The 21,412-nt window shown below is 71.7% G+C and carries 20 protein-coding genes; 12 read left to right on the top strand and 8 right to left on the bottom strand.

What is annotated here, in order from left to right; genetic code table 11:
- Positions 1–33 precede the first annotated feature (33 nt).
- Positions 34–1,632 (bottom strand): ABC-F family ATP-binding cassette domain-containing protein, encoded by a 1,599-nt coding sequence (locus QNO26_RS06680; protein ID WP_257531177.1) that lies wholly within the window; start codon positions 1,630–1,632, stop codon positions 34–36.
- 165 nt (positions 1,633–1,797) lie between these two features.
- Here QNO26_RS06680 and QNO26_RS06675 point away from each other — a divergent pair, with 165 nt between their 5' ends.
- From QNO26_RS06675 to QNO26_RS06650, 6 genes are read left to right on the top strand one after another with little or no spacing between them, the layout of a single operon-like run.
- Complete coding sequence (locus tag QNO26_RS06675) at positions 1,798–2,433, top strand: DedA family protein (RefSeq protein ID WP_257638337.1); 636 nt, start codon at positions 1,798–1,800, stop codon at positions 2,431–2,433.
- A gap of 48 nt (positions 2,434–2,481) precedes the next feature.
- Entirely contained in the window at positions 2,482–3,510 is a 1,029-nt protein-coding gene (locus QNO26_RS06670) for an iron-siderophore ABC transporter substrate-binding protein (protein WP_257638336.1), read from the top strand.
- 5 nt (positions 3,511–3,515) lie between these two features.
- Positions 3,516–4,562 carry a FecCD family ABC transporter permease gene (locus tag QNO26_RS06665; RefSeq protein WP_257638335.1) on the top strand — a complete coding sequence of 349 codons (1,047 nt, stop codon included), beginning with the start codon at positions 3,516–3,518 and terminating at the stop codon, positions 4,560–4,562.
- Positions 4,559–5,584: a FecCD family ABC transporter permease gene (locus QNO26_RS06660; protein WP_257531185.1), complete on the top strand. Its 1,026-nt coding sequence runs from the start codon at positions 4,559–4,561 to the stop codon at positions 5,582–5,584. The genes QNO26_RS06665 and QNO26_RS06660 overlap by 4 nt, the downstream gene beginning before the upstream one ends.
- On the top strand, positions 5,581–6,438 hold the full coding sequence (locus QNO26_RS06655) for an ABC transporter ATP-binding protein (RefSeq protein WP_257531187.1): 858 nt from the start codon (positions 5,581–5,583) through the stop codon (positions 6,436–6,438). Before QNO26_RS06660 ends, QNO26_RS06655 begins: the two co-directional genes overlap by 4 nt.
- On the top strand, positions 6,425–7,330 hold the full coding sequence (locus QNO26_RS06650) for a siderophore-interacting protein (protein ID WP_257531189.1): 906 nt from the start codon (positions 6,425–6,427) through the stop codon (positions 7,328–7,330). Before QNO26_RS06655 ends, QNO26_RS06650 begins: the two co-directional genes overlap by 14 nt.
- 16 nt (positions 7,331–7,346) lie before the next feature.
- Here the strand turns inward: QNO26_RS06650 and QNO26_RS06645 are convergent, their stop codons facing one another.
- The 7 genes from QNO26_RS06645 to sufB form a co-directional block, all read right to left on the bottom strand.
- Positions 7,347–8,711 (bottom strand): MFS transporter, encoded by a 1,365-nt coding sequence (locus QNO26_RS06645; protein ID WP_257638334.1) that lies wholly within the window; start codon positions 8,709–8,711, stop codon positions 7,347–7,349.
- A complete protein-coding gene (locus QNO26_RS06640) occupies positions 8,708–9,868 on the bottom strand; it encodes a MalY/PatB family protein (protein ID WP_257638333.1) in 1,161 nt (386 codons plus the stop codon). Before QNO26_RS06640 ends, QNO26_RS06645 begins: the two co-directional genes overlap by 4 nt.
- A 298-nt stretch (positions 9,869–10,166) precedes the next feature.
- Positions 10,167–10,496 carry a metal-sulfur cluster assembly factor gene (locus QNO26_RS06635; RefSeq protein WP_257531195.1) on the bottom strand — a complete coding sequence of 110 codons (330 nt, stop codon included), beginning with the start codon at positions 10,494–10,496 and terminating at the stop codon, positions 10,167–10,169.
- A gap of 9 nt (positions 10,497–10,505) precedes the next feature.
- Positions 10,506–11,276 carry a Fe-S cluster assembly ATPase SufC gene (sufC, locus tag QNO26_RS06630; RefSeq protein ID WP_257531197.1) on the bottom strand — a complete coding sequence of 257 codons (771 nt, stop codon included), beginning with the start codon at positions 11,274–11,276 and terminating at the stop codon, positions 10,506–10,508.
- A gap of 2 nt (positions 11,277–11,278) precedes the next feature.
- Positions 11,279–11,605 (bottom strand): non-heme iron oxygenase ferredoxin subunit, encoded by a 327-nt coding sequence (locus QNO26_RS06625; protein ID WP_257531199.1) that lies wholly within the window; start codon positions 11,603–11,605, stop codon positions 11,279–11,281.
- Positions 11,602–12,792 carry a Fe-S cluster assembly protein SufD gene (gene sufD / locus QNO26_RS06620; protein ID WP_257531201.1) on the bottom strand — a complete coding sequence of 397 codons (1,191 nt, stop codon included), beginning with the start codon at positions 12,790–12,792 and terminating at the stop codon, positions 11,602–11,604. Before sufD ends, QNO26_RS06625 begins: the two co-directional genes overlap by 4 nt.
- Positions 12,792–14,210: a Fe-S cluster assembly protein SufB gene (gene sufB, locus QNO26_RS06615; RefSeq protein ID WP_257531202.1), complete on the bottom strand. Its 1,419-nt coding sequence runs from the start codon at positions 14,208–14,210 to the stop codon at positions 12,792–12,794. The genes sufD and sufB overlap by 1 nt, the downstream gene beginning before the upstream one ends.
- A 252-nt stretch (positions 14,211–14,462) precedes the next feature.
- On the opposite strand from sufB, the gene QNO26_RS06610 reads away from it, so the two are divergent.
- From QNO26_RS06610 to QNO26_RS06585, 6 genes are all read left to right on the top strand, one after another.
- The gene (locus tag QNO26_RS06610; protein WP_257531204.1) at positions 14,463–15,392 is read left to right on the top strand and encodes a COX15/CtaA family protein; all 930 of its coding nucleotides are present in this window, start codon (positions 14,463–14,465) and stop codon (positions 15,390–15,392) included.
- A gap of 48 nt (positions 15,393–15,440) precedes the next feature.
- Positions 15,441–18,056 carry a helix-turn-helix transcriptional regulator gene (locus QNO26_RS06605; protein ID WP_257638332.1) on the top strand — a complete coding sequence of 872 codons (2,616 nt, stop codon included), beginning with the start codon at positions 15,441–15,443 and terminating at the stop codon, positions 18,054–18,056.
- A gap of 250 nt (positions 18,057–18,306) precedes the next feature.
- On the top strand, positions 18,307–19,437 hold the full coding sequence (locus QNO26_RS06600; protein WP_257531208.1) for a glycosyltransferase family 2 protein: 1,131 nt from the start codon (positions 18,307–18,309) through the stop codon (positions 19,435–19,437).
- Positions 19,438–19,470: 33 nt separating this feature from the next.
- Positions 19,471–19,632: a hypothetical protein gene (locus QNO26_RS06595; protein WP_257531209.1), complete on the top strand. Its 162-nt coding sequence runs from the start codon at positions 19,471–19,473 to the stop codon at positions 19,630–19,632.
- 59 nt (positions 19,633–19,691) lie between these two features.
- Positions 19,692–20,612: a hypothetical protein gene (locus QNO26_RS06590; RefSeq protein WP_257531211.1), complete on the top strand. Its 921-nt coding sequence runs from the start codon at positions 19,692–19,694 to the stop codon at positions 20,610–20,612.
- Between the two features lie 79 nt (positions 20,613–20,691).
- Positions 20,692–21,384, top strand: coding sequence for a glycosyltransferase family protein (locus tag QNO26_RS06585; RefSeq protein ID WP_257638331.1), 693 nt, complete (start codon positions 20,692–20,694; stop codon positions 21,382–21,384).
- The last annotated feature ends 28 nt before the right edge of the window (positions 21,385–21,412 follow it).

Here is a 21,412-nt window from a genome sequence, read left to right as displayed (position 1 = left end):
CCCGACGCGGGGCGCGCGCACGATGGGCTCGGATCAGGCCAGCGTGATCAGGTCGGCGTAGTCCCGACCCCAGATGTCCTCGACGCCGTCCGGGAGGATGAGCACCCGCTCCGGGTTGAGCGCGTGCACGGCGCCCTCGTCGTGCGAGACGAGCACGACGGCGCCCTCGTAGTGCGACAGGGCGTCGAGGATCTCCAGGCGCGAGGCGGGATCGAGGTTGTTGGTCGGCTCGTCCAGCAGCAGCATGTTGGCGCTCGAGACGACCAGCGTCGCGAGCGACAGTCGCGTCTTCTCGCCGCCGGACAGCACAGCCGCGGGCTTGAGCACGTCGTCGCCGGTGAACAGGAACGAGCCCAGCACCTTGCGCGCCTCGGTCGCGGTGATGTCGGGGGCCGCGGACATCATGTTCTCCAGCACCGACCTCGTGACGTCGAGGTTCTCGTGCTCCTGCGCGTAATAGCCGATCTTCAGACCGTGGCCGGGCTCGAGCTGCCCGGTGTCGGGCTTGTCGACGCCGGCGAGGATGCGCAGCAGCGTCGTCTTCCCGGCGCCGTTGAGGCCGAGCACGACCACCTTCGACCCGCGGTCGATGGCGAGGTCGACGTCGGTGAAGATCTCCAGCGAGCCGTAGGACTTCGAAAGCCCGGATGCCATGAGCGGCGTCTTGCCACAGGGCGCGGGCTTGGGGAAGCGCAGCTTCGCCACGCGGTCCTCCTGGCGCACGTCGTCCAGCCCGGCGAGCATCTTCTCGGCACGGGCGACCATCTGGTGCGCGGCGGCGGCCTTCGACGCCTTGGCACCGAACCGGGCGGCCTGCTGCTGCAGGACGGTGGCCTTCTTCTCGACGTTCGCGCGTTCCTTCTTGCGGCGCTCCTCGTCGGCCACCCGCTGGCGCAGGTAGTTCTTCCAGTTCATGTTGTAGACGTCGATGACCTGACGGTTCGCGTCGAGGTAGAACACCCGGTTCACCGTCTCGCCGACGAGCTCCACATCGTGCGAGATGACGATGAGTCCGCCCTTGTAGTTCTTGAGGAACTCGCGCAGCCACACGACGCTGTCGGCGTCGAGGTGGTTGGTGGGCTCGTCGAGGATCATGGTCTCGGCGTCCGAGAACAGGATGCGGGCCAGCTCGATGCGGCGGCGCTGTCCTCCCGAGAGGGTCGACAGCGGCTGGTCGAGGATGCGGTCGGGCAGTGAGAGGTTGTGCGCGATCGTCGCGGCCTCGGCTTCGGCCGTGTACCCCCCCAGTGCTTCGAACCGCTCGGTGAGGTTGCCGTACCGCTTCATGGCCTTGGCCGCGGCATCCGCGTCATCCGAACCCATCGCAAGCGAAGCCTCATGCATGCCGATCGCCAGGGAACCCAGTCCGCGCGCGTCGAGGATGCGGGTGCGGGCGAGCATCTCGGGGTCGCCCGAGCGGGGGTCCTGCGGCAGGTAGCCGAGTTCGCCGGAGCGCTCCACGCGGCCATCGGCGGGAAGCAGGTCGCCGGCGAGCACCTTGGTGAGCGTCGTCTTGCCCGCGCCGTTGCGACCGACGAGGCCGACCTTGTCGCCGTCGGAGACGCGGAAGGAGACATCGGACATCAGCACGCGGGCGCCTACGCGGATCTCGAGGTCGTGCACGGCGAGCACAGCGAACGTCCGTTCTTCGGGGGTGGTGGGGGTGGCGGAGGGCCAGCCCCCCAGTATACGTCGCCGCAGCTGCGGCTCCCGCCCGCCCAGGACACCCCCAGCGACGGACCCGGTGTGCGACCTGCGACGGATGCCACGGAACGACGGGATTCCTAGCGTCGAAGTGTGGACCTTCTCAACGACCTCATCCTGCAGGCGGCGGCATCCCCGTGGCTGTACCTCGTGATGCTCCTCGCGGCCGTGCTCGACGGGGTGTTCCCGCCGGTCCCGAGCGAGACGGTGCTGGTCGCGGCGGCGGCCGTCGCGGCAGCCGCAGGCGGACCCCACCTCGCGCTGCTGTGCGCGGCCGCGGCGACGGGCGCCGTCGTCGGCGACAACCTCGCGTTCGCGCTCGGACGCACCGTCGGCACCTCCCGGTGGGCGTGGATGCGGCACCCTCGGGTCGCGGCGGCCTTCACGCGGGCCGCGACGTCGCTGGATCGTCGTGGAGCGATGCTCATCATCGGCGCCCGTTACATCCCTGTGGGACGCGTCGCCGTGAACATGTCGGCGGGCGCCGTCGGGTATCCCTGGGGCCGCTTCCTTCCTCTCAGCATCGTGGCCGCCGTCACCTGGACGCTGTTCAGCGCGGCGATCGGGCTGCTCGCCGGTCATTGGGCGACAGACCAGCCGCTGCTCAGCGCCGCCATCGGCATCGCGATCGCGCTGACGATCGGTCTCGTGATCGACCGCGTCGCTGCCCGTCGCCGGCGTCACCGTCCCACCCCGTTGGCGGTTCTGGAGGTCGATGGAGTAAAGTAAGCCTGTCCTAACTTCAGGACGCTCCCCGTTTCCCACCGGAGGTCCTCCGTGCCCCGCATCCGCCTCGCCCTCGCCGCCCTCGCCGTCTCCGCCGTGGCGCTCTCCGGCTGTGCCGCCGGCGCGTCGACCCCCGGCTCGCAGCCGCCCGCGGAGACCACCGCCGACGGCGCCTTCCCCGTCACCGTGCAGCACGCACTCGGCGAGACGGTGATCCCCGAGCAGCCCGAGCGGGTGGCCACGGTGGCATGGGCCAACCACGAGGTGCCGCTCGCGCTCGGCATCGTGCCGGTGGGCATGAGCAAGGCGACGTGGGGCGACGACGACGGCGACGGCGTTCTCCCGTGGGTCGAGGAGCGCCTCGAGGAGCTGGATGCCGAGACGCCCGTGCTGTTCGACGAGACCGACGGCATCGACTTCGAGGCCGTCGCCGACACGCAGCCCGACGTGATCCTCGCCGCCTACTCCGGACTGAGTGAAGAGGACTACGAGACCCTTTCGAAGATCGCCCCGGTGGTGGCCTACCCCGACGTCAAATGGGCGACGTCGTACCAGGACATGATCCGGCTGAACTCGGCCGCACTCGGTCTCGCCGATGAGGGCGACCAGCTCATCGACGACCTGCAGGCTCAGGTCGACACCGCCCTCGCGGACCACCCCGCGCTCGCCGAGGCCTCGGTGCTCTTCTCCTACCTCGACCCGTCGAACCTCAGCTCGATCGGCTTCTACACCAGCCACGACACGCGCCCGGGCTTCCTCGAGGAGCTCGGCCTCCCCGCCCCCGCCATCGTCGCGGAGGAGTCCGCAGGCACCGACGGCTTCTACGTGACCGTCAGCTCCGAGCAGGCCGACCGCTTCGCCGACGTCGATGTCTTCGTCACGTACGGCGACCCGGAAGGAACCATCGTGCAGGACCTGCAGGCAGACCCGCTGCTGTCGCAGATCCCCGCGATCGCCGAGGGCCGCATCGCGGTGCTGGAGGACTCCACCCCGCTCGCCGCATCGGCCAACCCCTCCCCCCTGTCGATCGGCTGGGGCATCGACGAGTACTTCGCGGTGCTCGCCGCGCCGCTGGGCTGAGACGGGTGAGCGCCGCCCCCACCGTCGCACCGCCGCCGGACGCCGCCCCGCTGCGGCGCCCGGCGGCGGTGCGCGTGGCGTGGATCGGCGGCACCGCCGTGCTGCTGGCGCTGCTGTGCGTGGCGTCGGTGGCGTTCGGGGTGCGCGAAGTCACCCTCCAGGAGATCATCGCCGCCCTGGGCGGATCGACGAACGGGATCTCCGAGGCGGCGGTGGTGGCGCGCATCCCGCGCACGGTGCTGGCGATGCTCGTCGGGGCCGCGCTGGCCATGTCCGGCACCACGATGCAGGCCGTCACCCGCAACCCGCTGGCCGATCCCGGGATCCTGGGTGTCTCGGCCGGCGCCTCACTGGCCGTCGTGATCGGCATCGCCTTCTTCGAGCTGAACGCCCCCTACAGCCTGATGGGCGTCGCCATCGCCGGCGCCGCGGCCGCGGCCGTGTTCGTCTACGCGGTCGGCTCCCTCGGACGCGGCGGGGCGACGCCGCTGAAGCTGGCACTGGCCGGTGCGGCGATCTCCGCCGCCTTCACCTCGCTCGTCAGCGCCGTGCTGCTGCCGCGGGTGGACGTCATGGAGAGCTTCCGCTTCTGGCAGATCGGCGGCGTCGGCGGGGCGACCTGGGACCGCATCGGCGCCGTCGCGCCGGTGCTGGCGATCGGCGCCCTCGTCTGCTTCGCCACCACCCGCGGCATGAACTCCCTCGCCCTCGGCGACGACCTCGCCACCGGGCTCGGCGAGAACGTGGGCCGCACCCGGCTGGTGTCCTCCGCCGGCGCGATCGTGCTGTGCGGCGCGGCCACAGCGGTGGCCGGCCCCATCGGATTCGTGGGGCTGGTCGTCCCGCACCTCTGCCGACTGCTCGTCGGCACCGATCATCGCTGGCTGCTGCCCTTCACCGCCGTCGCCGGTGCTGCGCTTCTGGTCGCCGCCGACGTCGTCGGTCGCGTCATCGCACCGGGCAGCGAGATCGAGGTCGGCATCATCACCGCGTTCATCGGTGCGCCGGTGTTCATCTGGATCGTCCGCCGGCAGAGGGTTCGCGAGCTGTGAGCGTCGCTCAGATCGCCGTCGGCAGGCGCCGCAGGCAGCGGCGCCGTGCCCTGATCACCGGCATCCTCGCGCTCGTGGTGGTCGCCGTCTACGCCGCAAGCCTCATGGTCGGCCAGACGTTCTACTCGCCCGCCGAGGTGTGGGCCGTCATGCTCGGCCAGACCGTGCCGGGGGCGTCCTTCACGGTGGGCGAGCTGCGGCTGCCCCGCGCGACCCTCGGGCTGCTCGCGGGCCTCGCCTTCGGCATGGCGGGCACGACGTTCCAGACGATGCTGCGCAACCCGCTCGCCTCTCCCGACATCATCGGCATCACCTCGGGGGCCAGCGCCGCCGCCGTGTTCGGGATCATCGTGCTCTCCCTCAACGAGACCGCCGTGTCGATGCTGGCACTGGCGGGCGCGCTGCTGACGGCGACCGCCATCTACCTGCTGTCGCACCGCGGAGGCTTCACGGGGACCCGGCTGATCCTCATCGGGATCGGCGTCGCCGCGATGCTCGACAGCGCCGTCACCTACGTGCTCTCCCGTGCCGCCGCGTGGGACCTGCAGACGGCGATGCAGTGGCTCACCGGCAGCCTCAACGGCGCCACGTGGGGCACGGTCGCCCCTCTCGCCCTGGCGTGCCTCGTGGCCGTGCCCGCCATGCTCGTGCAGGGCCGCGCGCTCGGCGTGCTGCGCCTGGGCGACGACTCCGCGACGGCGCTCGGGGTGCGGGTCGGGCCCACGCGCATCGTGCTGATCGTCGGCGCGGTCGTGCTGCTGGCCTTCGCGACCGCCGCGGCCGGCCCCATCGCGTTCGTGGCCTTCATGGCCGGCCCCATCGCCGCGCGGCTCGTCGGGCCGGGTGCGTCGCCGCTGCTGCCGGCCGCACTCGTGGGCGCCGCCCTCGTGCTGGCCGCCGACCTCATCGGCCAGTTCGCGTTCGACACCCGCTACCCCGTCGGCGTCGTCACCGGCGTGCTCGGCGCTCCGTACCTCGTCTACCTGCTCATCAGGACCAACCGCTCGGGAGGGTCGCTGTGACCACCGCCCACACGCTGCGCGCCGAGGCGCTCACTCTTTCGTACGGCGATCGGCCGGTCGTCGCGGGCCTCGACCTCGAGGTCCCGCCTGGCCGCATCACCGTCATCGTCGGCGCCAACGGCTGCGGCAAGTCGACCCTGCTGCGCGCCCTCGCCCGGCTCCTCACCCCGACCGCGGGTCAGGTGCTGCTGGACGGCGCTGCGCTGCGGTCGCTGCCCACGAAGGAGATCGCGCGCACCCTGGGCCTGCTGCCGCAGAGTCCCACCGCGCCCGAAGGCATCGCCGTGGCCGACCTCGTCGGCCGCGGGCGCCACCCGCACCAGCGGATGCTGGCGCGGTGGAGTGAGAACGACTACGCCGTCGTCGCGCAGGCGCTGGCCGACACGGGCACCGCGGAGCTCGCCGACCGCCCGGTCGATGAGCTGTCCGGTGGGCAGCGCCAGCGGGTGTGGATCGCGATGGCACTGGCGCAGGAGACCGACATCCTGCTGCTGGACGAGCCGACGACCTTCCTCGACGTGTCGCATCAGATCGAGGTGCTCGACCTGCTCACCGACCTCAACCGCGCCCGCGGCACGACCATCGTGATGGTGCTGCACGACATCAACCTCGCCGCGCGCTACGCCGACCACGTCTTCGCCGTGCGCGGCGGTCGCGTCGTCGCCAGCGGCGCCCCTGCCGAGGTCATCACCGCCGACCTCATCCGCGACGTGTTCGACCTCGACGCCCTCGTCGTGCCCGATCCCGTGTCCGGTTCCCCGCTGGTGCTCCCCCGCGGCCGTCACCATGTGCAGTCCCCGCCCGCACCGCCCCTCCCCCCGACCTCGTCCGGAGCACCCGATGGCACCCCCTGAGACGTCCCGCTTCTTCCGCGCCCGCGTGAAGGCGATCGCCGACCTCACGCCGAGCTTCCGGCGGTTCACCTTCGGCGGCGACGACCTCGCCGACTTCGGCGACCCCGGCTTCGACCAGCGCATCAAGATCGTCTTCCCCGCCGCCGAGGCGGGGCTGGACGCCATGCCCACCGACGAACAGTGGTACCTGCGCTGGCGCGACCTCCCCGAGAACGCCCGACCGCCCTTTCGCACGTACACCACGCGCGCGGTGCGCAACGAGGTGGCCGAGGTCGACGTCGACATGGTCGCCCACGACGTGCTCGGTCCCGCGTCGGACTGGATCGCCCGCGCCGCCGTCGGCGACGAGGTGATGATCTACGCCCCCACGCGGGCCCACACCGGCGTGAGCTACGGCATCGACTTCGTGCCACCGGCCCGCACCGACCATCTGCTGCTGGCCGGTGATGAGACCGCGGCCCCCGCGATCGCGACGATCCTCGAGCAGCTTCCCGCCGAGGCGCGCGGCGTCGTGGTGGTCGAGCTGCCCTGCGCAGCGGATGCCGCCTACCTGCCTCGCCACCCCGGCTTCGAGTACCGCGTGGCGGGCCGGGACGACGGGCCACGCAGCACGCACCTGCTGACCGAGGCCACCGACGCGGCGACGCATCTCGTTCCGGCCGGGCGCGGTGGCGAGGTCGAGGAGGTCGACATCGACCACGGCATCCTGTGGGAGGTGCCCCGCACCGCGAAGGGCGGCGCCGCCCTCAAGAGCGCACCGTTGTACGCGTGGCTCGCCGGCGAGTCGGGGGCCATCAAGACGCTGCGCCGACGCCTCGTCGCCGAGCACGGCGTGGACCGCCGGGCGGTGGCGTTCATGGGCTACTGGCGGCTCGGGCGAGCCGAGAACTGAGCGGCGCGCCGGCCCGTCAGGCCCGCGCCTCCTCGTGAGCGTGGCCGAGCCGCAGACCGGGCACGAGGCCCGCCAGCGCGACCGCGACGCCGAGGGCGAACACCGCCGCGAACCCCGCGCCGGTCGCCGCGAACGTCGTGAACACCAGCCCCATCGTCGCGATCACGACGGCGGAGCCCACGGCATCCGAGATCGACAGCGCTGAAGAGTTGAAGCCCTGGTTCTGCGGCGTCGAGTATGCCAGCGTCAGCACGGTCAGGCGCGGGTACATCAACCCCATCCCGCCGCCCGCCAGCGACCAGACGGCGATGAGCAGGGCCGGATGCAGACCCCACACCGCGGTGGCGAGGCCCGAGGCGATCGCGACGGCCAGCAGCGCGGTGCCGATCATGGTGATGCGCGCATTGCCGAGATGATCGCCCCACCGCCCCTGCACCGCTGCGGCGAAGGCCCACATCAGGGCGGCGGCGGTGAGACCGAGTCCTGCCCACACCGGTGAGAAACCGTACTCGTCGATGAGCAGCTTGGGCACGTACACCTCCGCCCCGAAGAGGGCGCCGGCGATGAGGCCGCGCATCAGCACGACGCTGGGGAGTCCGCGGGCCGCGCGCAGGGTGCCCGCGGGCACCAGCGGGCGCACGGTGAGCACGAGCACGACGATGGATGCCACGACGACCGCCGGCATCCACGCGCCCGCGCTGCCGGCGAGGGTCAGCGCCAGAGCCCCTCCCGCGACGAGCACCGCCCACAGCAGCCGCGTGCCCACAGGCGTACGGTCCGGCTGTGATGTGCCCAGGTCGGTACCCCTGAGGCGCAGCGACACCAGCGCGAAGGCGGCGAGGGTGAGGACGGCGACGCCGAGGAACACCCATCGCCAGTGGAGGAACTCCGCCACGGCCCCCGCGAGCACCGGACCGACGAGCGAGGGGATCACCCAGGCGGCGGAGAACGCCGCGAACACCCGGCCGTGCAGCCGGCCGGGGAAGACCCGCGCCACCACGACGTACAGCGCCACCGTCTGACCGCCGGTGCCGAGCCCCTGCAGCAGCCGGCCCGCGACGAGCACCTCCATGCTCGGGGCGAGGCCCGCCACGACGAGGCCGGCGGCGAACAGCACGACGGCCGCGGTGAGCGGACCCAGCGGGCTCGAACGGTCGCACCAGGCGCCTGCGACCACCATCCCGATGACGCTGGTCGCGACCGTCGCCGAGAAGGCCGCCGCGTACAGCGCCTCACCGTCGAGGTCGGCGCTGACGACCGGCATGACCGTCGTCACGGCCAGAGCCTGGGTGGCGGCGAGGAAGATCATCGCGACCGCGCCGAGGGTCACCCACACGTAGCCTGCGGACCAGATTCCCGCCGCCGTCCGGGTGTCGCTCATGCGCGCGCGAGGGCGCCGATGCGCCCGATCGCCTCGCGCAGCACCTCCGGTGCGCAGCCGAAGTTGATGCGCACGTGGCCCGCGCCTTCCGCGCCGAACGCGGGGCCGGAGTGCAGGGCCACCTTCGCCTCGCGCAGGATGGTCGCCGCGGGGTTGTCCCCCCAGCCCAGACCGGTCAGATCCACCCACGCCAGGAACCCGGCCTCCGGCACCCGGTAGCGCGCGGCCGGGAGCTGCTCGGCGAGCAGGTCTGCCAGGAGTCGCCGGTTGTCGTCGAGGGCCGCCAGCAGCGAGGCGAGCCAGTCGTCGCTCTGCGGGGAGAAGGCCGCGACGTTCGCCAGCGCGCCGAAGAGCCCGGTGCGCCATTCCACCTCGGCGGGCAGCCCCGCCAGCACGGCGGCGGTGTCATCGGAGCCCGCGACCATCACGGCGCACTTCAACCCTGCGAGGTTGTAGGTCTTGCTGGCGCTGGTGACGGCGAAGCCGTGCCGGGCGGCCGCCGGCGATGCGTCGAGGTAGGGGGTGAACGTCACCCCGGGCTGGGTGAGCGGGGCGTGGATCTCGTCGCTGATGACGGTGACCCCGTAGCGCTCGGCCATATCGGCCAGCGCCGCGAGGTCGTCGCGCGCGTGCACGGTGCCGGTGGGGTTGTGCGGGTTGCACAGCAGCATCGCGGACGCTCCGGCGGCGAACGCCCGCTCCAGCCCTTCGAGGTCGAGCCGCCAGGCGGCGCCGGTGTCGCTCAGCGGCACCCGGATGACGACGCCGCCGGCCTCTTCGATGCAGTCGCCGAACGGCGGGTACACCGGCGGCGTGATCACGACACCACCGCCGGGGGTGATGACGCGGCGCAGCACCTCGACCACGCCCATCATGACGTCCCCCGTCGAACGCACGCGCTCCGGCGCCACATCCCAGTTCCACCGCCGCCGGGCGTACCCGGCGAAGGCGTCGCGGATGCCGGGGTCGGGCGGCGTGTAGCCGGTGTCCCCCGCCAGCACGGCGCGCTGCAGCACCTGGGTGATCGCCGGCGCCAGGTCGAAGTCCAGCTCCGCCACGAACAGCGGCAGCACGTCATCGGGATAGGTGCGCCACTTCGTGCTGCTGCGTTGCCGCAGCTGCTCCAGCGGCGGGGCCTGGAGGGGGGTGGGGGTCACGATTCAAGCTTGGCATGCCCGTCGACGCCGGGCGCCCATCGGTTGCCCCCGGTCGTTGAGCGAGGGCGCGCAGCGAGACCCCCGGTCGTTGAGCGAGGGCGCGCAGCGCCCGAGACGAAACGCCCCACCGCCCCCGGTCGTTGAGCGAGGGCGTGCAGCGCCCGAGACGAAACGCCCCACCGCCCCACCGCCGCCCCCGGTCGTTGAGCGAGGGCGCGCAGCGCCCGAGACGAAACGCCCACGCGAAAGGCCCGACGCCGGTCGTGGCGTCGGGCCTTGCGCGTGCGATGACGCAGCGTCAGATGGCGAAGCCGAGGGCGCGCATCATGTCGCGCCCGTCATCGGTGATGCGCTCGGGGCCCCACGGCGGCATCCACACCCAGTTGATGCGGAAGCGCTCGACGACCTGGTCGAGGGCCTGAGCCGTCTGCTCCTCCAGCACGTCGGTGAGCGGGCAGCCGGCGGAGGTGAGCGTCATGTGGATGACGAGGGCGTCGTTCTCGTCATCCCACGCGAGGTCGTAGATGAGGCCGAGGTCGACGACGTTGATCCCGAGCTCGGGGTCCATCACGTCCTTGAGCGCCTCGATCACCTCTTCGTACTTCTCGGTGGTGAGCGTCGCGGTCATGAGGCGATCCTACGCGTCCGCGTCGGCGGCGGGCTCGAGGTAGCGGTCGTAGCCTTCGGCTTCGAGACGCTCGGCGAGCTCCGGGCCGCCCTCCTCCGCGATGCGCCCGGCGACCATGACGTGCACGAAGTCGGGGTGGATGTAGCGGAGGATGCGCGTGTAGTGGGTGATCAGCAGCACGCCGAGGCCGGTGTTCTCCTTGGCGCGGTTGACGCCCTCGGAGACGATCTTCAGCGCATCGACATCCAGGCCGGAGTCGGTCTCGTCGAGCACCGCGATCTTCGGGCGCAGCAGCTCGAGCTGCAGAATCTCGTGACGCTTCTTCTCGCCGCCCGAGAAGCCCTCGTTGACGTTGCGCTGCGCGAACTTCGGGTCCATGCGCAGGTTCTTCATCGACTCCTTGACGTCCTTGGTCCACGAACGCAGCGAGGGGGCCTCACCGTCGATGGCGGTCTTGGCCGTGCGCAGGAAGTTCGTCACGGTGACGCCGGGGATCTCCACCGGGTACTGCATGGCGAGGAAGACACCGGCACGGGCGCGCTCGTCGACCGTCATCTCCAGCACGTCCTGACCGTCGAAGGTGATCGAGCCGCCGGTGACGGTGTACTTGGGGTGACCGGCGATCGTGTACGCCAGCGTCGACTTGCCGGAGCCGTTGGGGCCCATGATGGCGTGGGTCTCACCGGTGCGGATGGTGAGGGTGACGCCGTTGAGGATCGGGGTCGTTCCCTCATCGGTCTCGACCGTCACGTGCAGGTCGCGGATCTCGAGGACAGACATTGTCAGACTTCCTTCTTCAGGGTCGGATCGATGAGCACGTCGTCGCCGTCGATCTCGACGACGTAGACGGGGACGGGCTCGTAAGCGGGGAGGTTGAGGGGACGGCCGGTGAGCAGCGAGAACGCCGAGCCGTGGGCCCAGCATTCCAGGGTCTCCCCCTCGACGAATCCGTCGGAGAGCGAGATGTCGCCGTGGGTGCAGGTGTCGCCGATGGCGTGCACCTCACCGTTCGAATCCAGAACGAGGGCGATGGGGACCCCGTCGACCTCGACCCGGCGGGCGGTGTCCTGCTCGAGTTCGCTCAGTGCGCAGACGCGGGTGGCGGTCATGCCGACGGCTCCGCGTCGAGCTCTGCGAGGATGGCCGCCGTGAGCTCCTCCTCCAGCGAGGGGATGCCGGTCTTCTGCACGATCTCGCCGAGGAAGCCGAGGACCACCAGGCGTCGCGCCTCCGCTTCGCCGATGCCGCGGGCCTGCAGATAGAACAGCTGCTCGTCGTCGAAGCGTCCGGTGGCGCTGGCGTGGCCTGCGCCCTGGATGTCACCGGTCTCGATCTCGAGGTTCGGGATGGACTCGGCGCGGGCGCCGTCGGTGAGCACCAGGTTGCGGTTGGCCTCGTACGAATCCGTGCCGGCGGCATCCGGGCCGATCAGCACGTCGCCGATCCACACGCTGCGCGCGCTCTCGCCCTGCAGGGCGCCCTTGTAGAGCACGTCGCCCTTCGTGTGGGGTCCCTTGTGGTGCATGTACACCTGGCTCTCCAGGTGCTGGCCGGAGTCGGAGAACGACACGCCGTACAGCTTGCAGGAGGAGCCGGCCCCGGAGAGCTCGACCGAGGGGTTCACGCGCACGACGCCGCCCCCGAGGCTCACCACGACATGCGTGAGCGACGCGTCGCGGTCCACACGCGCCTGGTGGGATGCCACGTGCACGGCGTCCTCGTCCCAGCGCTGCACCGTCACGAGGTTCAGCCGCGCGCCGTCGCGCACGATGATCTCCACGTTCTGCGCGTACTGAGCGGTGCCGGAGTGGTAGAGCAGCACCGTGGCAGCGGACTGCGGCATCGCCTCGACGATGATGTGGTCGGCCCCGTGGGCACCGGCATCCCGCCCGGCGAGGTCGATGCGCAGCAGGTCGTCCTGCTCGACCCCGGCGGGGATGCGCACGTGCACCGCGTCGGGGCTGCGCTTCCATGCGATCGCCGCGGGCAGATCCTCGGGACGGAAGACCTCGCCGCGCGCCGGGGCATCGTGGCCGGTCGACGCGATCACGAGGCCTTCCGGACCGGTGATGCGGTGCGCGACGGCGGTGGCGTCGGGCTCCTCGTCGGTCAGCACGGCACCGAGCCGCGTCAGCGGGGTGTGCTTCCAGTTGACCTCACGGCCGGTGGGCGCGCCGAAGTCGGCCGGGTCGAACGAGGTCGGACGCTCCGACCGGGTCTGCACCGGCACGAAAGCGGCGGCAGGGTCGATGTGGCCCTCTCCGCGGGTGGCGGGGGCCTGGGTGACGCTGGTCATCAGCCGACGGATCCTTCCATGCCCATCTCGATGAGCTTGTTCAGCTCGAGGGCGTACTCCATGGGCAACTCGCGGGCGATGGGCTCGATGAAGCCGCGGACGATCATCGCCATGGCTTCGTCCTCGGGCATGCCGCGGGACTGCAGGTAGAACAGCTGCTCCTCGCTGACCTTCGACACGGTCGCCTCGTGCCCGAGCTGCACGTCGTCGACGCGGATGTCGATCGCGGGGTACGTGTCGGAGCGGGACTTCGTGTCGACCAGCAGCGCGTCGCAGCGCACCGTGTTGGCGGAGTGGTGCGCGTTGGCATCCACCCGCACCTCGCCGCGGTAGCCGGCACGGCCGCCGCCGCGGGCGATCGACTTCGAGATGATCGACGACTGCGTGTACGGCGCCATGTGGATCATCTTGGCGCCGGCGTCCTGGTGCTGGCCGGGACCGGCGAAGGCCACCGACAGGGTCTCGCCCTTGGCGTGCTCGCCCACCAGGAAGATCGACGGGTACTTCATCGTCACCTTGGAGCCGATGTTGCCGTCGACCCATTCCATCGTGGCGCCCTCGTGTGCGACGGCACGCTTGGTGACGAGGTTGTAGACGTTCGTGGACCAGTTCTGGATCGTCGTGTAGCGCACGCGGGCGTTCTTCTTCACGATGATCTCGACGACCGCGGAGTGCAGCGAGTCGGACTGGTAGATCGGGGCCGTGCAGCCCTCGATGTAGTGCACGTAGGAGTCTTCGTCCGCGATGATCAGGGTCCGCTCGAACTGACCCATGTTCTCGGTGTTGATCCGGAAGTACGCCTGCAGCGGGATGTCGACGTGCACGCCCTTGGGGACGTAGACGAACGATCCGCCCGACCACACCGCGGTGTTCAGCGCGGCGAACTTGTTGTCACCGGACGGGATGACCGTGCCGAAGTACTCCTCGAAGAACTCGGGGTGCTCGCGCAGGGCGGTGTCGGTGTCCATGAAGATGACACCCTGCGCCTCGAGGTCTTCGCGGATCTGGTGGTACACGACCTCCGACTCGTACTGGGCGGCGACGCCGGCGACCAGACGCTGGCGCTCGGCCTCGGGGATGCCGAGGCGCTCGTACGTGTTCTTGATGTCGTCGGGGAGGTCCTCCCACGTCTGGGCCTGCTTCTCCGTGGAGCGCACGAAGTACTTGATGTTGTCGAAGTCGATGTCGCTGAGGTCGGCGCCCCACGTCGGCATCGGCTTGCGACCGAACAGCTGCAGGGCCTTCAGGCGGGTCTTCAGCATCCACTCGGGCTCGGCCTTGAGAGCGGAGATGTCACGCACCACCGCTTCGCTCAGTCCGCGCCTGGCGGTCGCGCCGGCGGCGTCGGGGTCGTGCCAGCCGAACTCGTACACCCCCAGCCCATCGAGCTCGGGACGGTCGATCAGCACATCCGACATGACGTTTCCTCCTCTGGGCCACAACGGTGTCATCCGTCCCGGCATTCCTGCCCCCTCGTGGAGTTCCGAGGGTGGTGATGCCGCTTCCGGGCCCGCTCAACTGGGCGTGAGATCACACCTAGACTGGGAGGGATGACCGGCGCTTGTGCGCGGCATCCCCAAAGCACGAGTCTACAGGCAACGCCGGCGCCTGGTCGTGGCCCGCGGGCCCGAACCGACGCGATCCGATGTGCATTCCCAGGAGGCGACGAGATGTCCCAGGCGGTCGCGACGCGCACCCCTTCCCGGTTCCACGACTGGCTCCCCGCCACGGTGGACCGCCGCATCCGCGTCTTCGCCTGGCTGTCGTTCCTCGCCGAGGTGCTGATCATCGCCACCGGCGGCGCGGTACGCCTGACCGGGTCGGGTCTGGGGTGCCCCACATGGCCGACCTGCACCCCCGAGTCGCTCGTCAACACCCCCGAGATGGGCATTCACGGGGTGATCGAGTTCGGCAACCGCACGCTGACCGGCCTCGTCGGCATCCTCGCCCTCATCGTCGTCGTTCTCCTGTGGCGGATGCGCCGGGAGCGCCGCGACCTGTTCATGCTCGCCCTCGTCGTCGTCGGCGGCGTCGTCGCGCAGGCGATCGTCGGCGGCATCACGGTGCTGACCGGTCTGAACCCCTTCATCGTCGGCTTCCACTACGTCGCCTCGCTGCTGCTGGTGTGCGTCTGCGCGGCCTTCCTCGTGCGCATGCACACCGTGCCGGGGCCGCGGCGCCGCGCGGTGCCCCTCTGGTACGCCCGCACCGCGTACGCGACCCTCGTCCCCCTTGCCGTCACCATCTCCTTCGGCGTGCTGACCACCGGCGCGGGCCCCCATTCGGGAGACGTCGAGGCCGGCCGCAACGGCTTCAACGCCGAAGTGCTCGAGCACGTGCACGCCTGGCCGGGATACGTGCTGCTGGCCGCCCTCCTCGTGCTGGCCGGGGCCGCCTGGGCTCGGACCCTGCCCACCCGGCGGTGGGCGACGACACTGCTCGGTGTGGTTCTTGTGCAGATCGCCGTCGGGATCTACCAGGCGCGCAACGGCCTGCCCGAGCTCGCCGTCGGCGTGCACATGGTGCTCGCCGCCCTCTCCGCGGCCGCGATGACCGTGCTGCTGCTGAACCTGACGCGGCCGGCGCACCCGCGCAGCTGACCCCGCGCGAGGCTGGCGCGATCGCACCCCGCCGACCATAGTGGGGGCATGGCGACGCCGTCTCCGCGCTCCGGGCTGGTCAGCACGATCGCGGAGTCGGTGCGCTCCGGCATCTGCGTGGTGGTGGTGGGGCTGCCCGGCGCCGGCCGGCGGGAGACGCTCCGCCTCGTGGGCGACGTCATGGCGGGCGAGGAATGGACCGTACGGTCCCTCACGGGACACGGGGCGGCGGGTCGCCCGCTCGAGTCACTCGCCCTGTCCGGCATCCACGCGCCCAACAGCGGCGCGCTGACCCCCCTCGGCGCCGCACAGGCTCTGTCGTCGCGTGCGGGGTCCGCGCCGGTGCTGCTGCTCGTCTCGGACGGCGATCGCCTGGACGAAGCCTCGGCGACCGTGCTCGCTGCGGCAGCCGACGACCCCGCTGTGACCGTCGTCATCACCGTGCGGCCGCCCTACCCCGGCGCAGCGGCCGTCGACACCGTCCTGGCGCGGCGCGAGGCCACCGCACTGTGGATTCCGCCTGCGTCGTTCGAGGCGATCCACCGTCTCGTGTCGGACACCCTCGGCGGCGACGTCGACGCCGACGCCGCGGGTCGCGTCTACGCCCTGTCGGGGGGACTGCCGGGCATCGCCCGCGCGATCACCCTCACCGCCCGGCAGGCGGGCGGTCTGGTGCAGCGCGGCCAGCGCTGGTCGGCTGAGCGCGACCTGTGGAGCAGAGGGCTCGCGGCGACCCTGGTGAAACTCACCGAAGGACTCAGCGAAGCCGAGCGCGAGGGATGCTGGGTACTGGCGGAGCTGGGCCCCACCGACCTGGTGACGGTGCGGCGCTTGCTGCCGTGGTCGATCCTCACCGCGCTCGACGACCGCGGCCTGCTCCGCTTCGTCGACGACGATCGCGGTCCCGTGGCCGCGTTGTTCCCCCCGGTTCTGGAGGACTATCTGCGGCATCGCGCGCCGGCCGCTCGCGGGCGGGCCGCCGCCGACCGCGTCGCAGAAGCGCGCACGCAGACGGATGCGTCCACTGCCCTGCCCGGTCAGAGCCCGCGACCGCCCCTCCACGCGCCGAACCGCTGGTCTTCGTCGCCTGAGGCCGCCGCGATCCTCGGGCGGGTGCTGCACGAGGAGACCGCACGACGCGTGACCCAGTCCCGGGCGCAGTGGGAGGCCCGACCCGGGGCGCTCACCGCGGTCGCCTACGTCCAGGCGCTCCTCGACGATGGCGCCGACGACCACGAGATCGACGACGTGCTCGCCGCCGCACGCACCGCGCAGCTGCCGGCGGACCGTGACGCCCTGCGGCTGCGGCTGTGGGAGGTCGTGTACCGCGCGACCAGCCGCCGCGAAACGCACCAGGCGATGGACCTGCTGACGCAGACGGCTCACGAGATCCCCGGTTCGGGCGCCGCCGTCTCCGCCGTCGAGCAGCATCTGCGCCTGATGCTGCCCGGACTGGGAACGGCTGAGCTGCCGGCCTACCCGCGACCGGCCGAGATCGAGCAGGTGCGCCAGCTGGCCCGGCCGTTGCAGACCTCGGGGCTGCCGCGCTGGAACGCCGTCGACATCGTGCGGCTCGTCCGCGGCGAGGTGCTGCTCAGTGGCGGGCGCACGAGCGACGCGGTCGCCGACTTCGCCGACCTCTCCCCCGCCGACCCGCTGCGCCGCGATCCCTACTCGGTGATACCGCTCGCCCAGCTCTGCGACGGCGACATCGCCGGCGCCATACAGAGCTCGCAGCGGCAGCTCGACCTCGCCCGCGGCACCCTCGACCGCACGCGAATCGAGCCCTACGGCTACGTGGTGGCGCTCGGACTTTTCCTGCAGGGGCGGCTCGGCACCCTGCGCGACCATCTGACGAGCCTGTTCGCTGTGAACGCCCCTGCCGTCCTCGCCCCTGAGGCCCGCGCCGGCCTGCTCTCCATCAGCGCCGGTCTGTCCCTGTGGGAAGGCGCCTTCGACAGCGCGCACGACATGGTCGTGCAGCTCGACGCGCTGGGCCTCAGCGCGGGGCCCTTCCCGTACATGAGCCCCGCCGCCACTGCCGCGGCGCTCGCCCTCGCCCGCGGTGTGCCCGCCGACGAGGCGACCGCCGGTGCGTGGGAGGAGGTCACCACCCTCATCGACGACGGGCACCTCCTGGCCGCCGTCTTCGAATCGGTGCGGCTGCTGGAGCTGCATGTGGACGGGGAACGCACGGCCCGCGCGGCACAGGTGGCCTTCGCCAGTCAGGGCTCGATCATGCCGGCGATGGGCGCCTTCCTCGAGGGCGCGGGCGATCACTCACCCGAACGGCTGCTCGCCGCGGCGGACGTCCTCCGCGATGCGGGCCTCGTGCTCTACGCCACCCGTGCACACGCGATGGCGGTGCGCTACCTGCGTCAGGAAGGGCGCTCCGACGCCGCTGCGCGGGAATCGCTCCACCTGCGCCGTGCCGTGCACGCCGCAGGCGACGACCTCTCGCTGGTGCTGTCGGCACGTCTCGACCCGGAATCCGTGTTGACACCCCGCGAGCGCGAGGTCGCCCATCTGATCGCCGCGGGCCTGACCAACCGGGAAGTCGCCGAGCGGCTGGTCGTCAGTGAGCGGACGATCGACAACCACCTCTACCGCGTCTTCCGCAAGCTCGGCGTGAAGACGCGCGAGGACCTCATCGGGCTGGTCTGAGCCGCCGCAGCGCCGGCTGCGGCCCCCACAGCGAGTACTCAGACGGGTTCTCCGCGTGCTCAGCATGGCCGCCTGACGTACTCGATCGGGCGCACCGCGATGCTCAGATCGCCTCCGCGCCCATCTGTGCTCCGCACCCCGCGAGTGGACTGGATGACCGCGGGACCGCCGTGGTGCCGCCGCGTGGCCGCCCGCGCTCCTGACGGCCCGCCCGAGCGCCGGGGTGCCGGCGAGAAAGAGCGGTCCCGCCATGAGCCCGACGGTACGGCCCCTCCCGTCCTCGCGGCGCGTCGTACGCGCGAGCGAGCTCGCCGTCCTCATCCCCGCGCACAACGAAGCCGACGCCATCGCCGAGACGCTCGACGCCCTGTCGCGGCAGACGGCGGTGCCCCGACGCGTGGTGGTCGTCGCCGACAACTGCACGGACGCCACGGGGTACGTCGCTGCCGCCCACGGGGCCGACGTCATGGTGACCCGTGACAACACGGACCGCAAGGCCGGTGCGCTCAATCAGGCGCTCGCAGCGCTGGGCGACGACGCGCCGCCCTTCATCCTCGTCGTCGATGCCGACACGCGCCTGGACCCGCAGTTCATCGACGTGTCCCTGGCCGCGCTGAACGCAGACGACGCACTCGGCGCCGTGAGCGGCCTCTTCGTCGGCGAGCGGCCGATGAGCATGCTGCAGCAGTTCCAGGCGAACGAGTACGTCCGCTACGGGACCCAGATCCGGGCCACCGGACGGGTGAGCGTCGTCACCGGCACCGCGTCGATGTTCCGCACCGCGGCGCTGCGCGAGGTCGCCGCCGCCCGAGGTGATCTCCTGCCGGGCACCCGCGGCGACGTCTACGACCGCGGCGCCATCACCGAGGACTCCGAGCTGACCCTCGCCCTCAAGACGTGCGGCTGGCGGATGGTTGCGCCGGAGGAATGCGTCTGCACCACCGAGCTCATGCCCACCTGGGGCGATCTGCATCGCCAGCGCGTGCGCTGGTACAAGGGCATGCTCGACAACCTGCGCGAGTACGGCGTCTCCCGCGTCACGCTGCGCTACTTCGGCCAGCAGGCGATGATCCTCGTCGGCATCCTCACGATCGCCACGCTGCTGCTGCTGACCGCGCTGTCGGTCGCCACCGGCACCTTCGCCGTGAGCGGATTCTGGCTCGCCGTGGGCGGCGTCTTCATCGTCGAGCGCGTCATCACCGTGTGGCCGGGCGGACCACGCGCCCGGATGCTCGCCGCCGCCGTGCTGCCGGAGATCGCCTATGACATCGCCCTGCAGGCGGCGTTCGTGCACGCCGTCGCGCTGGCGCTGCTGCGCCGCGACACCGCCTGGAACCACGTCACCGCACACGAGTCACCCCTCTTCGTCCCCTCCAGCTGAGCGGGACCCCCTCTCTTCCGGAAGAACCCATCCATGTACCAGCTCAACAGCACCGCATCCGGGGTGCTCGCCACCACCGGCGCCGCGCTCGCCCACACCTGGGTGGCGGGCTGGACCCTCTTCGTCGCCGGGCTCGCGGCCCTCTCCGTCGGCCGCGTCGTCCGGATGCGCCGCAAGGCGCGCACCGAGCCCTGATGCGTCCCGCGGGCAGTGCCCGCGGGCTGACCCACCCATCACGACAGAAAGGAGTTGCGGTGAGAAAGCAGGTCGCGAGCGCCACTGCGGCGCTCGTCATCGCTGCGAGCCCGCTGATGCTCGGCGCGTCCGCGGCACCGGCTGCGGACGCCCCGTGCGTTCCGCGGGCTGCCTGGACCGAGACGGTCCTCGTGACCCCCGCGGTGCCCGCCGTCGCCGAGATCCCCGGCGTGCCGGAGGTCCCCGAGGTGAGCCACCTGGAGACCCGCGTCATCCAGGAGGCCTGGACCGAGACCGTCGTCGACAAGGAGGCCTGGACCGAAACCGTCGTCGACAAGGAGGCCTGGACCGAAACCGTCGTCGACAAGGAGGCCTGGACCGAGACCGTCGTCGACAGGGAGGCCTGGGACGAGGAGGTGTTCGACCACTGGCAGCGCTACTCGTGGACCGGCGGCCCGCACCTCTCCGACGACCCGCCGGCCTTCCCGGGCGCCGACTGGCAGCCCAATGTGAAGGGCGACCCCCACGGCGTGGGCCACGAGGGCGCGTACTACCGCTCCCACGGCGGCTCAGGCAACGGCGACTGGTTCTACCTCGAAGCCGTGACCACGACGGTGCACCACCCGGCCGAGACCCACACCGTGGAGCACCCGGCCGAGACCCACACCGTGGAGCACCCGGCCGAGACCCACACCGTGGAGCACCCGGCCGAGACCCACACCGTGGAGCACCCGGCGGTGACTGAGGAGGTCACCGTCGTGGACCAGGAGTTCCAGCCCGCCGTTCCCGGCGTCCCCGGCACCCCCGCTGTCCCTGCCGTGACCAGGGAGGTGCACCACCCCGCCGTCGAGTGCGCCGCCCCGGCCACGCTGGCGTACACGGGTGGTTCCGGCACCGCAGTGCCCGTCGCACTCGCCGGTGCCGGCGCGCTCGGCCTCGGGCTGGCGCTCGTCGCAGGGCGGCGCGCCGCCCGCAGCTGACCGGCCTCGGGCCCCGGGGACGCCCCGCGCGCCCCGGGGCCCGAGTGTCGGCCGCATCACCCAGAAGCGAGATCCGATCATGACCTTCCCCCTGCACCCCCTCCGCGCCCGGCGACCGCACCGGCGGATCGGAGGGTCTCACCTCGCGGTGCTCGTCGCCGCCCACGACGACCCGTCGGGCGTGCTGTCCGTCCTGGATGCGATGGCGCTGCAGACGGTCGTCCCACGCCGCGTCACCGTTCTCACGAGGCCGGACGCCGAGGAGGCCATCGACGCCGCCGTCGCCCACGGAGCCCGGGTGATCACCACGGCAGACACGGCCGCCGCCGTCGACGAGGCGCTGGCGCAGGGGGAGGGCCATGCGCCGACGTTCGTGCTCATCCTCACGGCCGAGACGCGGATGCCGGCGGAGTTCATCGCCACTGCGCTGCGGGAGTTCGCGCGCGACGACGACCTCGGCGTCGTCAGCGGGAAGGCGAGCGTGATCACGGGGAGCGCCACGATGTTCCGCACCGCGGCGCTGCACGATGTCGCCGCCGCCCGCGGGCTCATCCTTCCCGGTCACCCGGGCAAGGTGTGCCGTTCCGCGCCCGCGACGGACGGCGCCGAGCTCGCCCTCGCCGTGCAGCTGTGCGGGTGGGGGTCGTCCGCTCCGTCGGCGGCGGCGATGCTGCCCGGTCGCGTCACGCATCGCGCCGGCGGTGACCGCGCGCCCGCCCGCCTGCGCGCGGCTGTTCTGGAGTCGCTCACCCCGGTGCCCGCGGGCGCCTGATCGGGCGGCACGGGGTGGGTTTTCACCG

The sequence above is a fragment of the Microbacterium sp. zg-Y1090 genome (genome assembly GCF_030246945.1).
Lineage (GTDB): Bacteria > Actinomycetota > Actinomycetes > Actinomycetales > Microbacteriaceae > Microbacterium > Microbacterium wangruii.
Note: the sequence above shows the minus strand (reverse complement) of the source record. Positions and strands in the feature narration are given on the sequence as shown.

Coding starts and splice junctions, on each gene's coding strand:
- QNO26_RS06650 (WP_257531189.1), top strand. CDS start 6,425: ATGGCACCCCCTGAGACGTCCCGCTTCTTCCGCGCCCGCGTGAAGGCG.
- QNO26_RS06645 (WP_257638334.1), bottom strand. CDS start 8,711: ATGAGCGACACCCGGACGGCGGCGGGAATCTGGTCCGCAGGCTACGTG.
- QNO26_RS06635 (WP_257531195.1), bottom strand. CDS start 10,496: ATGACCGCGACGCTCACCACCGAGAAGTACGAAGAGGTGATCGAGGCG.
- sufC (WP_257531197.1), bottom strand. CDS start 11,276: ATGTCTGTCCTCGAGATCCGCGACCTGCACGTGACGGTCGAGACCGAT.
- QNO26_RS06625 (WP_257531199.1), bottom strand. CDS start 11,605: ATGACCGCCACCCGCGTCTGCGCACTGAGCGAACTCGAGCAGGACACC.
- sufD (WP_257531201.1), bottom strand. CDS start 12,792: ATGACCAGCGTCACCCAGGCCCCCGCCACCCGCGGAGAGGGCCACATC.
- sufB (WP_257531202.1), bottom strand. CDS start 14,210: ATGTCGGATGTGCTGATCGACCGTCCCGAGCTCGATGGGCTGGGGGTG.
- QNO26_RS06610 (WP_257531204.1), top strand. CDS start 14,463: ATGTCCCAGGCGGTCGCGACGCGCACCCCTTCCCGGTTCCACGACTGG.
- QNO26_RS06605 (WP_257638332.1), top strand. CDS start 15,441: ATGGCGACGCCGTCTCCGCGCTCCGGGCTGGTCAGCACGATCGCGGAG.
- QNO26_RS06600 (WP_257531208.1), top strand. CDS start 18,307: ATGAGCCCGACGGTACGGCCCCTCCCGTCCTCGCGGCGCGTCGTACGC.
- QNO26_RS06595 (WP_257531209.1), top strand. CDS start 19,471: ATGTACCAGCTCAACAGCACCGCATCCGGGGTGCTCGCCACCACCGGC.
- QNO26_RS06585 (WP_257638331.1), top strand. CDS start 20,692: ATGACCTTCCCCCTGCACCCCCTCCGCGCCCGGCGACCGCACCGGCGG.